The 13,999-nt window shown below is 50.0% G+C and carries 18 protein-coding genes; 13 read left to right on the top strand and 5 right to left on the bottom strand.

Annotated elements, in window-relative coordinates; genetic code table 11:
* Nucleotides 1-345 carry a DUF4810 domain-containing protein gene (locus Q8O77_RS18510; RefSeq protein ID WP_305556810.1) on the bottom strand — a complete coding sequence of 115 codons (345 nt, stop codon included), beginning with the start codon at nucleotides 343-345 and terminating at the stop codon, nucleotides 1-3.
* Nucleotides 346-355: 10 nt separating this feature from the next.
* Nucleotides 356-1,102, bottom strand: coding sequence for a CsgG/HfaB family protein (locus Q8O77_RS18505; RefSeq protein ID WP_305556808.1), 747 nt, complete (start codon nucleotides 1,100-1,102; stop codon nucleotides 356-358).
* A gap of 246 nt (nucleotides 1,103-1,348) precedes the next feature.
* Here Q8O77_RS18505 and Q8O77_RS18500 point away from each other — a divergent pair, with 246 nt between their 5' ends.
* Entirely contained in the window at nucleotides 1,349-1,594 is a 246-nt protein-coding gene (locus Q8O77_RS18500; RefSeq protein WP_305556806.1) for a GlsB/YeaQ/YmgE family stress response membrane protein, read from the top strand.
* 89 nt (nucleotides 1,595-1,683) lie between these two features.
* Entirely contained in the window at nucleotides 1,684-2,667 is a 984-nt protein-coding gene (locus Q8O77_RS18495) for a catalase family peroxidase (RefSeq protein ID WP_305556804.1), read from the top strand.
* A gap of 28 nt (nucleotides 2,668-2,695) precedes the next feature.
* On the opposite strand, the gene Q8O77_RS18490 is transcribed toward Q8O77_RS18495, so the two are convergent.
* Complete coding sequence (locus Q8O77_RS18490; RefSeq protein WP_305556802.1) at nucleotides 2,696-2,938, bottom strand: DUF1289 domain-containing protein; 243 nt, start codon at nucleotides 2,936-2,938, stop codon at nucleotides 2,696-2,698.
* A gap of 369 nt (nucleotides 2,939-3,307) precedes the next feature.
* Between Q8O77_RS18490 and ilvG the strand changes: the two genes are divergently transcribed.
* The 4 genes from ilvG to ilvA all read left to right on the top strand — a co-directional run bounded on the left by ilvG (nucleotide 3,308) and on the right by ilvA (nucleotide 8,698).
* A complete protein-coding gene (gene ilvG / locus Q8O77_RS18485) occupies nucleotides 3,308-4,963 on the top strand; it encodes an acetolactate synthase 2 catalytic subunit (protein ID WP_305556800.1) in 1,656 nt (551 codons plus the stop codon).
* Complete coding sequence (gene ilvM / locus Q8O77_RS18480) at nucleotides 4,960-5,214, top strand: acetolactate synthase 2 small subunit (protein ID WP_305556797.1); 255 nt, start codon at nucleotides 4,960-4,962, stop codon at nucleotides 5,212-5,214. Before ilvG ends, ilvM begins: the two co-directional genes overlap by 4 nt.
* A 65-nt stretch (nucleotides 5,215-5,279) precedes the next feature.
* Complete coding sequence (gene ilvD, locus Q8O77_RS18475; RefSeq protein ID WP_305556794.1) at nucleotides 5,280-7,130, top strand: dihydroxy-acid dehydratase; 1,851 nt, start codon at nucleotides 5,280-5,282, stop codon at nucleotides 7,128-7,130.
* Complete coding sequence (gene ilvA, locus Q8O77_RS18470) at nucleotides 7,130-8,698, top strand: threonine ammonia-lyase, biosynthetic (protein ID WP_305556792.1); 1,569 nt, start codon at nucleotides 7,130-7,132, stop codon at nucleotides 8,696-8,698. Before ilvD ends, ilvA begins: the two co-directional genes overlap by 1 nt.
* Before the next feature lie 64 nt (nucleotides 8,699-8,762).
* Here ilvA and Q8O77_RS18465 read toward each other — a convergent pair whose 3' ends face one another.
* Entirely contained in the window at nucleotides 8,763-9,584 is an 822-nt protein-coding gene (locus Q8O77_RS18465; RefSeq protein WP_305556789.1) for a hypothetical protein, read from the bottom strand.
* Between the two features lie 206 nt (nucleotides 9,585-9,790).
* Between Q8O77_RS18465 and Q8O77_RS18460 the strand changes: the two genes are divergently transcribed.
* The 7 genes from Q8O77_RS18460 (at nucleotide 9,791) to Q8O77_RS18430 (ending at nucleotide 12,898) form a co-directional block, all read left to right on the top strand.
* On the top strand, nucleotides 9,791-10,441 hold the full coding sequence (locus Q8O77_RS18460) for a hypothetical protein (protein ID WP_305556787.1): 651 nt from the start codon (nucleotides 9,791-9,793) through the stop codon (nucleotides 10,439-10,441).
* Nucleotides 10,425-10,910 carry a DUF2269 domain-containing protein gene (locus tag Q8O77_RS18455; RefSeq protein WP_305556785.1) on the top strand — a complete coding sequence of 162 codons (486 nt, stop codon included), beginning with the start codon at nucleotides 10,425-10,427 and terminating at the stop codon, nucleotides 10,908-10,910. Before Q8O77_RS18460 ends, Q8O77_RS18455 begins: the two co-directional genes overlap by 17 nt.
* Nucleotides 10,911-11,043: 133 nt before the next feature.
* Nucleotides 11,044-11,253, top strand: a complete 210-nt coding sequence (locus Q8O77_RS18450; RefSeq protein WP_305556783.1) for a ribosome alternative rescue factor ArfA — start codon at nucleotides 11,044-11,046, stop codon at nucleotides 11,251-11,253.
* Between the two features lie 53 nt (nucleotides 11,254-11,306).
* Nucleotides 11,307-11,495 carry a hypothetical protein gene (locus tag Q8O77_RS18445; protein ID WP_259238376.1) on the top strand — a complete coding sequence of 63 codons (189 nt, stop codon included), beginning with the start codon at nucleotides 11,307-11,309 and terminating at the stop codon, nucleotides 11,493-11,495.
* Between the two features lie 11 nt (nucleotides 11,496-11,506).
* Nucleotides 11,507-11,794 carry a type II toxin-antitoxin system RelE/ParE family toxin gene (locus tag Q8O77_RS18440; RefSeq protein WP_305556778.1) on the top strand — a complete coding sequence of 96 codons (288 nt, stop codon included), beginning with the start codon at nucleotides 11,507-11,509 and terminating at the stop codon, nucleotides 11,792-11,794.
* A 3-nt stretch (nucleotides 11,795-11,797) separates the two neighbouring features.
* The gene (locus Q8O77_RS18435; RefSeq protein WP_305556776.1) at nucleotides 11,798-12,385 is read left to right on the top strand and encodes a hypothetical protein; all 588 of its coding nucleotides are present in this window, start codon (nucleotides 11,798-11,800) and stop codon (nucleotides 12,383-12,385) included.
* 171 nt (nucleotides 12,386-12,556) lie between these two features.
* The gene (locus tag Q8O77_RS18430; protein ID WP_305556774.1) at nucleotides 12,557-12,898 is read left to right on the top strand and encodes an FKBP-type peptidyl-prolyl cis-trans isomerase; all 342 of its coding nucleotides are present in this window, start codon (nucleotides 12,557-12,559) and stop codon (nucleotides 12,896-12,898) included.
* A gap of 25 nt (nucleotides 12,899-12,923) precedes the next feature.
* Here the strand turns inward: Q8O77_RS18430 and Q8O77_RS18425 are convergent, their stop codons facing one another.
* Entirely contained in the window at nucleotides 12,924-13,946 is a 1,023-nt protein-coding gene (locus tag Q8O77_RS18425) for an alpha/beta fold hydrolase (protein ID WP_305556772.1), read from the bottom strand.
* Nucleotides 13,947-13,999 lie beyond the last annotated feature (53 nt).

The following is a 13,999-nucleotide window of genomic DNA, read 5'->3' as shown; positions in this document are numbered from 1 at the left end:
TCAGACTCCTTGCCGTGATTTCAATAAAAAGTCGAGATACTTAGCCGATTCCGGAAACAACACTTTCTCTTGCTCAAAGTGTTGTTGCCCCAAATCGGAGTTGCCGGTATCGAAATACAACAAGCCAAGGTGAGCATGAATACCGGGAGCTACGGGCTTACCCGCTTGTGCTGCAGCCTGAATGGTTTGCTGAATCGTCGCGATCTGATCTTCCAGCGTAGTGTCATCTGCCTTGAAATAGGCATATACGGCTTGGTTATAAGCGCCGTGATAGTACAGTGGTTCAGTAGTTTTACAGGCTGAAACAGACAGCGCCAGCGTTAAAACACAAAATAGTTTTTTCATTTTTATTTCTCTACTCTGCTTGCCATTGACCAGATTCCAAGCCGGTTACCAGCTTATTCACCACTTCACGGATAGCTAAATCGAGAACTTTTCCGTTAAGCGTTGCATCGTAGCTGGCTGTACTGCCAAATCCGATCACTTCGCGCTCAGACAAGCTATACTCACCAGCGCCTTGCACTGAGTAGATAACTTCTGAGGTAGTTACATCAACAATATTTAACGTAACCTTTGAGTAAGCAATTTGCGATTTACCCTTGCCTAGCAAACCGAAAAGCTGCCTGTCGCCAATTGTTTTACGGCCAAACTCAGTGACATCACCGGTAATCACATAGCGGGCACCTTTAATGGACTGTTGCACACCGGCAAGCCCGGCTTCGCCCGACAGCAGTTGCATGTTGTCACGATCCATTACACTGAATCGATTAGTTTGCTGCAGATGGCTGATCAAGGCCGTTTTGGCTTGATTACCCAACATGTCGACACCACTTGAAAAGATGCCATTCTGGAAATTTGAGCGGTTAACAAACTGGCCAACTACCAGCTTGCTTTTTGCGCCACTGTAGCTGGAGCCATAGCTTGCTACAGTAGGAGTTTCAACCACCTGAGATGAAGTTGTTGCGCATCCGGCAATAAAAGAAGCAGCAACACCAGCCACCAAGACAGACAGAACTTTTTTATCTAAATTCCTATTCATTTTTGTTCCTTGGTAAGAATAATATTTGTAACAGTGTCTGATGAGAAGTAACAAAAAACTCATTAGTTACCGTTACCTTACGCATAATATCATTAGCGGTAAAACTTGACAGAAAATTTAACCAGCAAGGGGAATATTTAAAGCGGTGTAAGCAGCTTAGTTAATTTCTGTAGTCCTAACCTGGTTTATCATATTCTGAAAAAGCACTTTGTGTTGTTGATGTTTACTGGTAATTCTGGGTATTAACGCCAGGCTTTATCTGAGCAGTTGCTTAGAGTTATATAACTAAAAATCAAAGAGGGATATTGCATGAACTTTATATTGTTTTTACTTATCGGCGCTATCGCCGGCTGGTTGGCCGGCACCATTATGAAAGGCCGCGGTTTTGGCTTGCTGGGTAATATGGTGGTGGGTATTGTCGGTGCTTTTATCGGCGGCTTTTTATTCCGCGCGGTTGGCCTGGCGTCTTATGGCCTGATAGGCTCGTTAATTACTGCCACCGTGGGGGCTGTGGTGCTGTTATTTTTGATTGGCTTGGTAAAAAAAGGCAGCTGAATTTCCCGTTAGCGGAAATATTCTCTGGCAAACATCTGTCCTGTAGTGCAATGCGTAATCTGGTTACGCGCTGAATACAGGACTTTTTTATGCCCGTTGTTCCACTTCGTAAATTGATATTGTCTGCTGCCATAGCGGCAGTGTTACCTATAGCAGCGCAAGCCGCACCGGCTCAGCCTAATGACTTTATTGAAGTATTTGCCAAAATTTTCGGCGAGCACAAGGGTATTCGTAAAGGCCATGCCAAAGGGGTGTGTGCAGTAGGCAACTTTACCGCCAGCCCTGAAGCTACAGCGCGCTTTGATGCAGCGCTGTTCTCCGGTACCGCTATACCGGTCAGCTATCGCTTTTCCCTCGCCGGCGGCAACCCGGCAGCGCCCGACTATGCCCGTTCACCACGCGGCTTAGCAGCGCAGTTTACGCTGCCTGACGGCAGCAAACACAATATCGCTACGCTAACTACGCCGGTATTTGGTGCAAAAGACCCGGAGAGTTTTTTAGGCTTGCTGCAGGCCTCTGTGCCCCGCGCGGATGGCAAACCAGACCTGGCCAAAATTCAGGCATTCCGTGCGGCCAATCCCGATACCCAACCACAAGCACAGTGGCTGGCAGCCAATCCGCCACCATGGAGTTATGCTACGGCTGAGTACTTTGGCCTTCACACTTTTTATCTGGCCGACAAAAGCGGTGAAAAAGTGAAGATACGCTGGCATTTGCAGCCAAAAGACGGTGTTAAAGGGCTTTCTGCTACAGAGCTTGAGCAGCAAAACGCCAACTTTCTTGATGACAGATTAAAACAGCGTTTAGCTGATGGTGCCGTCGAGTTTGACTGGATTATCAGCTTTGGTGAAGCTGCCGATAGCGAAAATGACCCATCTGTGCAATGGCCGGCGCGGCCAACGTTAAACGCCGGCACCTTGCGCATTAACGCCAGTGGTGATGCCGGTTGTGGAAACATTAACTTTGACCCTAATGTGTTAAGCCGCGGCTTTAGCGCCAGTGACGACCCGGTGTTAAGAATGCGCTCGCCGGCTTATGCTATTTCATTTGGTAAGCGGTTAAGTGGGCAGTGAGGTTCTAACGCGCGCTGATAGTTTGCGCTTAAAACAAATCCAGCGATTCGCCACTCTGCGGTGAGTCTGTATCTTTTTTCGCTTTGGCGTTTAGCCTGGCACGGCGCTGGGTTAGCAGTTTCAAAATATGGGCGCGTTCGGCAACGGGTTTCTCGTGCCAGTTAAAACGTTCATCCCGTGAGCGCAGACAGCCAATGCAGTAGCCGCGGCTGTTGCTCTGGCACACACCGATACAGGGATTGGGCAGTTCAAACAGCTCTAACTGATCCACGCTGCTACCACGCTGGTTGATGAATAGTTTAAGTTTACACGGAATAATTTTTAAGCAAATCAGAAAAACCTGTTGACTTCAGACTGATAGACGGCTATTTCTAATAGCAATTCAGTCTGCTTTGCAGGCTATATAACTAAAATAGTTTTTAACCAAGTAAATAAGTAAGAATCAAATTATGCGTTTAGCTGCTGTTCTGAACATTATTGTCCTCGTGGTCGTGGTGATTATTAATCTCCGCGGGGGCGGTGTTTTGGAAAAAAAGTAGCGTAAAAAGCGAATTCCAACAAAACCCCCGCTCCGCAAGGACCGGGGGTTTTGTCGTTTCCGGGCCTTGAAAAAAGCGGTTAAGCATACTGAGGATACAAAATGAAAGGCGCAGAATTGGTACTACAGGTGCTACAGCAACACGGGGTCGATACCATTTTCGGCTACCCCGGTGGCGCTATTATGCCGATTTACGATGCCCTGTATCAAAGCGACGTTAAGCACTACCTGTGCCGGCATGAACAGGGCGGTGCGTTCTCGGCCATTGGCTATGCCCGTGCTTCCGGCAAGGTTGGCGTGTGTATGGCCACCTCTGGCCCGGGTGCCACTAACCTGATCACCTCGCTGGCCGATGCTATGCTGGACTCGGTGCCGGTAGTAGCCATTACCGGCCAGGTATCACAAACGGTGATGGGCACGGATGCGTTTCAGGAGATAGATGTACTGGGCTTAAGCCTGGCGGTGACCAAACACAGCTTTATGGTACGCAGTGTCGACGAGCTGGCTGCAACCTTACATGAGGCCTTTGCCATAGCGCAAAGCGGCCGCCCGGGCCCGGTATTGGTAGATATCCCGAAAGATGTGCAGTTGGCAGAAATTGGTTATCAGGCCGAATTTAACGCTGCGCAGCCAACTGCGCCAATTTACACCTCGCTGGTTAATGCCGCCAAAGCCCGCGCCTTAATAGCGGCAGCGCAAAAGCCGATGGCCTATATTGGCGGTGGTGTGCATATGGCCGGTGCTATGGCGCAACTGCAACAGTTTTTAACTGCTAACCCTATGCCGTCGGTAACGACGTTAAAAGCCATGGGCTCGGTGGCAAAAGACAACGCGCATTACCTGGGTATGTTGGGTATGCACGGCACTCAGGCGGCGAATTTGGCGGTGCAGCAGTGTGATTTACTGATCTGCCTGGGCGCCCGTTTTGATGACCGGGTTACCGGCAACCTGCAAAAATTCGCACCGGATGCCAAGGTGATCCACGTCGATATTGACCCGGCCGAAATTAACAAAGTGCGGTTTGCCAACGTAGCGCTGCTGGGTGATATGCAGCAAATATTGCCGGCAATATCAGCCGGTACTAACTGTGCGGACTGGCTGGCAAAGTGTGCACAGTTAAAGCAGCAATACGGCTGGCGCTACGATCACCCGGGCGAGCGTATTTACGCACCGCTGATGTTAAAACAATTAAGCGAGCGGATGCCGGATAACAGCGTAGTGTGCTGCGATGTGGGCCAGCATCAGATGTGGGTAGCACAGCATATACGCTTTAGCAGCCCGCGTAATCATTTATCCAGCGGCGGCCTGGGCACTATGGGCTTTGGCTTGCCGGCGGCGATAGGCGCCAAGTTAGCCCGGCCGCAGGATACGGTGATCACCGTTAGCGGCGACGGCTCTTTTATGATGAATGTGCAGGAGCTGGCCACTATTAAACGGTTTCGCCTGCCGGTAAAAATTGTCATTGTCGACAACCAGCGCTTAGGCATGGTGAAACAGTGGCAGCAGCTGTTTTTTAACGAGCGCTACAGCGAAACCGACTTATCCGACAACCCGGATTTTGTCGCCCTGGCAGCGGCCTTTGCCATACCGGGGCACTGTATAACCCGCAAAGATGAAGTAGAAAGCGCGCTGGAGGCCATGTTTACCTGGCCCGGGCCTTATCTGCTGCATGTTTGCATTGATGATAAAGACAACGTCTGGCCGTTAGTGCCGCCGGGTGCTGCCAATGAAGAGATGATCACGGAGGCTAAAGCATGAACCATGTACTGAATATCACCGCCACTAACACCCCGGCTGTAGTAGAGCGCTTGCTGCAGGTTACCCGCTATCGCGGCTATGAATTAGCCGGCTTACAGCTGACACCGCGGCATGATGCCAAAAGCCTGAATATTACGTTGACCGTCAGTGGTGATAAGCCAATTCACTTATTAACCAGCCAATTGCATAAACTGTACGATATTCAGCAACTGGAACTGGCCGGCAGTGAGCTGGCAGTGCTAAGCGCATAACGCTGAATTAAACACACTGAATTAAACCTATACTTTTTTATTTACCGAATACACGGAGTACCGCAATGCCAAAGTTAAGATCCGCCACCGTTACCGAAGGCCGCAATATGGCAGGTGCCCGCGCCCTGTGGCGTGCCACCGGCGTTAAAGACACCGATTTTGGTAAGCCGATTATTGCCGTAGTGAATTCATTCTGCGAGTTTGTGCCGGGCCATGTGCATCTGCGAGACTTGGGCAAGTTGGTAGCAAAAAGCATTGAAGATGCCGGTGGTATCGCTAAAGAATTCAATACTATAGCGGTGGATGACGGCATAGCCATGGGCCATGGCGGCATGTTGTACAGCCTGCCGTCGCGCGAGCTGATTGCTGACTCAGTAGAGTATATGGTGAATGCTCATTGCGCCGATGCCATGGTGTGTATTTCTAACTGCGACAAAATTACCCCGGGCATGCTAATGGCGGCGATGCGCTTAAACGTACCGGCCATTTTTGTCTCCGGCGGGCCGATGGAAGCGGGCAAAACCAAGTTGTCGGATCAAATTATCAAGCTGGATTTAGTTGATGCGATGGTGTCGGCGGCTGATCCTAAAGTAAGCGACAGCGACAGCGAGCAAATTGAGCGCAGCGCCTGCCCAACCTGCGGCAGCTGCTCGGGTATGTTTACTGCCAACTCGATGAACTGTTTAGTTGAAGCTTTAGGCTTAGGCCAGCCGGGTAATGGCTCGCTGTTGGCGACCCATGCTGATCGTAAACAGCTGTTTGTGCAAGCCGGTTTCAGAATTATGGAGCTGTGCAACCGTTGGTACAAACATGACGATGCCAGCGCCTTACCGCGCAGTATCGGCAATAAAACCGCCTTTGAAAATGCCATGATGCTGGATATCGCCATGGGCGGCTCAACCAATACTGTGCTGCATTTGCTGGCCGCAGCGCAGGAAGCAGAAGTCGACTTTACCATGGCCGATATTGACCGCTTATCACGCATAGTGCCGCATTTATGCAAGGTCGCGCCGTCAACGCAAAAGTACCATATGGAAGATGTACACCGTGCCGGTGGCGTTATCGGCATTTTAGCCGAGCTGAACCGTGCCGGTTTGTTAAACCCCAACACGCCGCATGTGTCGGGCAGCTCGCTGGCAGCGGTGCTGGAGCAATGGGATCTGAAAACCAGCCCATCCACTGACGTGCAGCAGTTTTACGCTGCCGGCCCGGCCGGGATCCGCACCACCCAGGCATTTTCACAAAACTGCCGTTACCCCAGTGTCGACGACGACCGGGTAGAAGGCTGTATCCGCAGTAAAGAACATGCTTATTCGCAAGACGGCGGCTTGGCCGTACTGTTTGGTAATCTGGCACCGCAGGGCTGTATTGTAAAAACTGCCGGGGTAGAGCCGGAGAATCTGGTATTTAGCGGCCGCGCCCGGGTGTTTGAAAGCCAGGATGATGCGGTAGAAGCGATATTAAAAGGCAAAGTAGTTGCCGGTGACGCGGTAATTATCCGCTACGAGGGCCCTAAAGGTGGGCCGGGCATGCAGGAAATGCTGTACCCCACCAGTTACTTAAAATCGATGGGGCTGGGTAAAGCTTGTGCCTTGATCACCGATGGCCGCTTTTCCGGCGGTACCTCCGGTTTGTCGATTGGCCATGTGTCACCGGAAGCCGCCAGCGGCGGCGCTATCGCGCTGGTGCAGGAAGGCGACAAAATTGAGATTGATATTCCCAACCGCAAAATTGGTATTGCCATCAGCGATGACGAGCTGGCGCGACGCCGCACAGCTACGGATGCCAAAGGCAAGCAGGGCTGGAAACCACAGAACCGGCAGCGGGTGGTCAGTTCAGCATTAAAAGCCTATGCCCTGCTGGCAAGCAGCGCTGACAAAGGTGCTGTGCGGGATTTGTCGAAGTTGGAGGAGTAATGAACAACCTGGCAACAGTACAACCAGCACAGACAGATACCGATTTGATGCAGCAGTATCTGCGTGAGATTTTGCTGTCGCCGGTATATCAGGCCGCGGTAGAAACGCCGCTGGATGCCATGACAAAGCTGAGCCAACGGCTGGGCCATAATGTGCTGCTAAAGCGCGAAGACAAACAGCCGGTGTATTCGTTTAAGCTGCGCGGTGCTTTTCATAAACTGCACAAAGTAAAACAGCACAGCCCCGATGCCAGTGTGGTGTGCGCCTCGGCCGGTAACCATGCCCAGGGCGTGGCGTTATCTGCCAGCAAACTGGGGCTTAATGCCACTATTGTTATGCCGATCACTACACCGGAAATCAAAGTCGCGGCGGTAAAAGCACTCGGCGGCAATGTGGTGCTGCACGGCACCGCCTTTGACGAAGCCAACAGCTACGCTATTAACCTGGCCAATACCGAGGGCGCGCTGTATATCCCACCGTTTGATGATTGCGACGTAATCGCAGGCCAGGGCACCGTGGCCAAAGAGCTGCTTAGCCAGCATAACCAGTTAAACGCGGTGTTTATTCCGGTTGGTGGTGGAGGCTTGCTGGCCGGTATGGCAGTGTATATCAAGGCAATACAGCCGAATGTCAGAGTGATAGGCGTAGAGCCGGAAGATGCGGCCTGTTTAAAAGCTGCCATGGCCGCCGGGTCGCCGGTAACACTGGAGCGGGTCGGCTTATTTGCCGACGGCGTGGCGGTAAAACGCATCGGCACAGAGAATTTTAATCTGGCAAAACGCTTTTGCGATGAAGTGGTTACCGTTAGCAGCGATGAAATTTGCGCCGCCATTAAAGATATTTTTGACGATTTACGCGCTGTAGCGGAACCGGCCGGCGCTTTGGCGCTGGCTGGCTTAAAAAAATACAGCCAGCAGCTGAAAAACAGCACCTTAACTAAACCGCAGCAGTTCGCTGCTGTGCTAAGCGGGGCCAATTTAAACTTTGATACGCTGCGTTATGTGTCCGAGCGTTGTGAACTGGGCGAGAAAAAAGAAGCGGTATTTGCCGTAACTATTCCGGAAGAAAAAGGCAGCTTTCGCCGCTTTTGCCAAACCCTGGGCGGACGGGCTATTACCGAATTTAACTACCGTTATGCCAGCGATAATAAAGCGCATATCTTTGTTGGCATTAAACTGCGCCATGGTCAGCAAGAATTAAATACCGTCACTAAGCTACTGAGCGATGCCGGTTATACCTATCTGGACTTGTCTGATGACGAGCTGGCCAAACTGCATGTAAGGCATATGGTTGGCGGTATGCCGCCCCGGCTGTTACAAGAGCAGGTGTATCAGTTTAACTTTCCGGAATACCCAGGTGCGTTAATGAATTTCTTAAACACCCTGGGCGAGCACTGGAATATAACCCTGTTTCACTATCGTAACCACGGCGCTGCCACCGGCGATGTACTGGCCGGCTTTGAAGCGGCCAGCCACAACGATATCGCGGCTTATCTGGATAAACTGGGCTACCAGTATCAACTTGTTAGTGGCAACAAGGCTTATAAAACCTTCTTGACTGCAAATTAGTTGAGAAACTAAAGCTTAATATATTGAAGGTGAGGAGCACTGTAGAACAGTGCTCCTCCGGGCTTTAAATATCAGTATTACAAGTGGGGCACGGCTGATGGTTACCACTGCCCCCTGTAACTTTACCCAAGTACTTCACGGTAGTATAAGTACCGTCATTAATAGTCGCGTAAACTCTGAAATCATTTCCAAAATAGTCTGAAGCAAAATTCACAATAATGTTGCCTGTCCTCTGGTCAAATGAATACGGATAATGATCTATTTTGCTACCTTCAAGAGCCATGCCGTGAAGTCTTATATTAGCCCGGGTGTTAGGGTCTTTTGCAGCCTTGGAATACTGATCAATATTAACCTTAATTACCGCTCGTCCATAGGTTAGTGATACCAGTTCAAAATCAGGTTTCTTCTGTATCCAAACGCCCTGCGCTGAGCATAAGCCGCCTCTGGTAACCCAAGCCAAGCCGTAGCCATATGTAGTTTCGAACTGAGTATCATAATATGCATTGGCTTCTATGCTGGATTTATCCCGTCCGACATAACCTTTTTCTGAACTATGGAAGTTAACATAAGCAAAAGTATCGAATAAGTTACCTTTGAAAGTAAAAGGGACGCCCTGTAGTACATGGCTTGGGGCTTCTATTCTGAGATAATCAAAACTATTCAATAATGAGCCGAGACTGTAAGCAAATTCTGCCCAGCTGGATACATCATAAGGATTACCATAAAGCGCTAATCCACTTTGTACCGCTGATGCTACTTCAGAAGCAGCAACATCGTACTGCTTGACGCGGCCATACTCACAGCTCGCAGGTAGTGAATTATCAACGGCATAACATGTAGTGCTGCCCAACAAAAATGTAGCGGCTACCAATACTTTAGTTTTCATGCTTATCTCCTATGTTGTAAGCCGTCAAATGTTTCCATATAAGAAAATTAAATTAAATAAAACGAATTAAATATCAGCAAATTATCATTTATATGTATTTTTTATGTTTTTTTTGGAGCTGTAAAATGATTTAACTCCACGTGAAGCTATGGAGTTTTTCTCTGTCGCAGTTATGATGCTTATTTAGAAATCTCGGGCGAATAAAGATGCCAAAACCGTATTACTTTTACACTACCTTACTGATTGCACTGCTGATCTTTATTGCCTGCTTAATGATGAACGGCCCGATGCGGCCGGGGTTGCCGGTCGGCGATGATTTAGCCACCCGGCTGGCTTATATCAACGCCAACCTGACGTTATGGCAATGGGGCTGGCTAAGCTGGATGGCCGCCGCGCTAAGCCTGCTGGCGTTTGCGGTGATGCTGTCAACGGAACTGCAACCGGGTGCTGCCCGCCAGTACGGCGTCTTGCTGGTGGCACTGGGGATGGCACCGGATCTGATGGCCGAAACCTTGTATGCCTTTGTTATGCCGCAAGTTGCGGTTACCGATATTGCTCTGCTGCAGTTTATCGATAACCTGGCTATGCACCTGACCGGCTTTCTCGGTAATGGCTTGTATAACCTGGGTGGTATGTTGTTAACGCTGGCGCTGTTAAAGCAGCAACCTGCGCTTAAGCTGTGGCTGTATCCGGGTATAGTAGCCTGGCTGCTGGGGTTGGGGTTATCCGTTAGCATCGCCTTGCAACAACTAAAGCTGGCCGAGTATTTTACCGCAGCCAGTATGGCGTTAAGCACGCTGTGGTTTGTGCTTATTGCATGGAGACTATGGGGAGATCAACGTGTACGCTGCGCTTAAAGTATTGCATTTGGGCTCGCTGATCATGTGGTTAGGCCCCGCCATCGGCTCCTGGTTGGTACTGCGCTATATGCAACAGCAAGAAGGTGAGTTATCGCCCGCTACTGCCAAAGTATACCGGGTGTTTTTCTGGACTATTACGCTGGAGCATATAGCGCTGTGCACTTTGTTACTCAGCGGCGCTGCTATGGCATTTCATTACGGTTTTATTGCTATGCCCTGGTTGCAACAGAAGCTGTGGCTGGTGCTGTTACTCATAGTGCCGTTGGAAATTGTCGATATTTGGCTGGGTAACTGGAAGGTTAAAAAGCTGACCGAAAAGCGCAGCAGAGGCACAGCGCTGAGCCTACGCGAGCAAGCGATGATTAGCTTTTACCATAAAGGCTTTACCAACCTGGCACTAATTACCCTGCCGCTTACGGTATTGGTGATTATGTGGCTGGCAGTGTCGAAGCAAACTTTATGGTAAGTACGGCAGCTTGTTAGAAAGACCACACGCGGCCAGCGCTTATTGCTCTGGTAACTTAAACGGAACTTATTGCGCTTGCTAAGACCTAAACCCGCAGTTACACTTTGCGCGTTTTTTCAACAGGAGTAGCAAGATGAGTAAACCAGCGGCGTTCGAGCATGGCCGCGGCGAGATCCGCGATAATGCGATTAAGGCCTTAGTAACCAGTAAGTTGTTTCAAACCAGGGTGGTAAAGGCGAAAAAGGGCAAAGGCTCCTACAACCGCAAAGGGCGTAATTCAAAAGATTACGCCCTTGTTGTTTTGGTAAGCCGCTGTGTTAAACAACATGCCAGTGCTTTTTAATTGCTTTTCACCCGCATCCGGCCAACAATTACTGCGTTGAAGGAGATGCAACCATGCCAAGCCCGTTAAGAAAAGATGAAGCCCATAAACTGATAGATAAACTGCCCGCTGATGCCACCTGGGACGATCTGATGGAGCAGATTTACGTACGCCAGGCGATAGAAAATGGTTTACGTGACAGCGAACAGGGTAAGTTGCAATCTGTGCAGGAAATCCGGCAAAAATACGGTTTGCCTGAGTAAGAGTGAACTAAGTGAAAGTACTTTGGTCTGCAAATGCTGCAGAACATCTGGATGCTATTTTTCAATACATCGCTGTAGACTCAGTAGTTTATGCACTTAAAACGGTTGATGAAATAACACGCCGCTCTGAGCAAATCGCCCAACATCCTTTATCCGGCAGAATAGTGCCTGAGTATAATCTGGCGCAAATTCGTGAAGTGTTATACCGAGATTACCGGATTATCTATTACATCAAACCTGAGCAGATTGAAGTAATAGCGGTGATCAGAAGCCGAATGCATTTAACAGACATTGGCTAACCGATGAGCCAAAACTCAATACTTAAAGATTTTATTGCCCTGCTGTTTTTCGGCATTTTGCTGATCGCAGGCAGTTGGACGTTACTCTATTCACTGCAAACACAATTCGCTGAGATTTCCAGCGCCAAACCCCTTATTGTACTGAGTAGCTTCCATGGCTATCTGCCAGGTGCTTTGGTAGCTCTGGTGTTTATGCTCGGCTATGCTGCTAACCGGCTGTGGCGCGGGCTACGCAAACAACCGTTATCCGCTGACAACGGCAAAACCACTGCAATAGGTGTGCTGGCCGGTTTGGTTCTGGTAGTTATCGGCAGTTTCGCCATTAACGCTTATTGGGACAACAAGGCAGAATACGCCGGTTATCAGCCGTGCCCCGCATTAACACTGTTAACTAACCGGGTAACTATGATGGCATGGAGCAAAAACGAAGCCTTATGTTTTGACAATGATACGCGCCGAATTATTGTGCGCGGTACCGTGGATGAAACAGCACAGTTGGCACAGCATCTGACTGCCAGAGAACAGCAGCAACAGGCAAAGCAGCGCTTTTTGCAGCAGGAAGCGGAAGGCCGGCGGCAAATTAATCAGTAGTGATATAGCCTGAAAAGCTTTTTCAAACCTGGGTGGTTAAGGCGAAAAAGGGCAAAGGGCCCGACAAACGCAAAAGGCGTAATTCAAAAGATTACGCCCTTGTTGTTTCTGGACATCAGCATTAAATATCTAGCTATAATGCCGGCATTTATCCTATCTGAAGACTAACCCATGCAAGCCGAAGTAAAAATTGAAGATATTATCGAAGGCACCGGCAAAGCGGCTGAACGCGGCGCGCTTATTACCGCGCATTACCGTGGCTGGCTGGAAGATGGCACCGAGTTTGATTCATCTTACAAACGCGGCGAGCCGTTTCAAATAGTGCTCAGCAATAACCGCGTGATCCAGGGCTGGATATTGGGCCTGAAGGGTATGAAAACCGGCGGCAAGCGTAAGCTGTGGGTACCGGCGGCACTGGCGTATGGCGAGCGGCAGATAGGCACTATGATCCCACCGAACAGCAACCTTATTTTTGAGATTGAACTGCTGGAAGTGTTAACCCGCGACGATTAACCGCTAAATGTGTTTCCGGCAGCGCTTATAGCGGCTTAGCCGCCAGCGCTTGTAACAGCGCCTGGTGGAAACGCTCCGGTGCCTGAATATGCGGCGAATGGCCAAGATCAGCAAAGCGGATTAAGCGCGCATCCGGTATAGCGGCGGCAGTGGCTGGCCCCAGTTTGGCGTAATTACCCAACAGTGGGCGCAATGCTTCGGGCGCGGCATCTTTACCAATAGCGGTATTGTCTTTATCGCCTATCAGCAATATCACCGGCATTTTAAGCAGCGGGAACTCGTACATTACCGGCTGGGTAAAAATCATGTCGGCCGTTAAGGCCGAGTTCCACGCCACCTGCTCACGGCCTTTGCCGCGGTACATACCGGCCTGCATTTGTACCCAGGGCTCAAAGTCATCACGCCACTGGCCGGCATAATAGGTATTGCGCTGGTAGTTGCGAATGCCGTCGGCAGAGGTATTCAGCTCGCGCTGATACCATTGATCAACAGTGCGGTAGGGCACACCGAGGGTTTTCCAATCTTCCAACCCTATAGGGTTAACCATCACCAAAGTGTCAGTGCTGTCGGGATACTGCAGAGCAAAACGGCTGGCCAACATGCCGCCCATCGAATGACCCATAACACTGACCTTGCCAATTTTCAGGTTATCCAGCAGTGCGCGGGTGTTGGCTGCCAATTGCTGAAAACTAAACTGGTACTGTTGTGGCTTGGAGGATTTACAAAAGCCGATTTGATCCGCAGCAATAACGCGATAGCCGGCCGCACTGAGCGCGTTAATACTGCCAACCCAGGTTGCAGCACAAAAGTTTTTGCCGTGCATTAGCACTATGGTTTTACCGTTTGCGCTATCCGGCGCAGCGGCTATATCCAGATACGCCATTTCCAGCTGTTGCTGCTGGCTGCTAAAAGCAAAATACTGCACCGGGTAGGGGTAATCGAAACCTTGGAGGCGTGGGCCATACTCCGGCGCCTTGTCCGCAGCGCCAGCTTGGGTGGCGGCCAATAATACCGCACAGCAAAACAGTCGTTTCAGGTAGTTCAACATTATCTCCTGTTATTCAGCTTCTGTGTTGCCGGCGCAATATAACGCTGGCTAAG

Origin of the sequence: Rheinheimera sp. (genome assembly GCF_030690345.1) — a bacterium.
Taxonomy (GTDB): Bacteria; Pseudomonadota; Gammaproteobacteria; order Enterobacterales; family Alteromonadaceae; genus Alishewanella.
This window is presented reverse-complemented; position numbering and strand designations above follow the sequence as displayed.

Bases quoted from the DNA above. Each gene is read 5' to 3' on its own strand.
- Q8O77_RS18430 (WP_305556774.1), top strand. From the start codon at position 12,557: ATGCAAGCCGAAGTAAAAATTGAAGATATTATCGAAGGCACCGGCAAA.
- Q8O77_RS18465 (WP_305556789.1), bottom strand. From the start codon at position 9,584: ATGAAAACTAAAGTATTGGTAGCCGCTACATTTTTGTTGGGCAGCACT.
- Q8O77_RS18425 (WP_305556772.1), bottom strand. From the start codon at position 13,946: ATGTTGAACTACCTGAAACGACTGTTTTGCTGTGCGGTATTATTGGCC.
- Q8O77_RS18450 (WP_305556783.1), top strand. From the start codon at position 11,044: ATGAGTAAACCAGCGGCGTTCGAGCATGGCCGCGGCGAGATCCGCGAT.
- ilvD (WP_305556794.1), top strand. From the start codon at position 5,280: ATGCCAAAGTTAAGATCCGCCACCGTTACCGAAGGCCGCAATATGGCA.
- Q8O77_RS18460 (WP_305556787.1), top strand. From the start codon at position 9,791: ATGCCAAAACCGTATTACTTTTACACTACCTTACTGATTGCACTGCTG.
- Q8O77_RS18505 (WP_305556808.1), bottom strand. From the start codon at position 1,102: ATGAGTTTTTTGTTACTTCTCATCAGACACTGTTACAAATATTATTCT.
- Q8O77_RS18445 (WP_259238376.1), top strand. From the start codon at position 11,307: ATGCCAAGCCCGTTAAGAAAAGATGAAGCCCATAAACTGATAGATAAA.
- Q8O77_RS18510 (WP_305556810.1), bottom strand. From the start codon at position 345: ATGAAAAAACTATTTTGTGTTTTAACGCTGGCGCTGTCTGTTTCAGCC.
- Q8O77_RS18500 (WP_305556806.1), top strand. From the start codon at position 1,349: ATGAACTTTATATTGTTTTTACTTATCGGCGCTATCGCCGGCTGGTTG.
- ilvA (WP_305556792.1), top strand. From the start codon at position 7,130: ATGAACAACCTGGCAACAGTACAACCAGCACAGACAGATACCGATTTG.
- ilvG (WP_305556800.1), top strand. From the start codon at position 3,308: ATGAAAGGCGCAGAATTGGTACTACAGGTGCTACAGCAACACGGGGTC.
- ilvM (WP_305556797.1), top strand. From the start codon at position 4,960: ATGAACCATGTACTGAATATCACCGCCACTAACACCCCGGCTGTAGTA.
- Q8O77_RS18435 (WP_305556776.1), top strand. From the start codon at position 11,798: ATGAGCCAAAACTCAATACTTAAAGATTTTATTGCCCTGCTGTTTTTC.
- Q8O77_RS18495 (WP_305556804.1), top strand. From the start codon at position 1,684: ATGCCCGTTGTTCCACTTCGTAAATTGATATTGTCTGCTGCCATAGCG.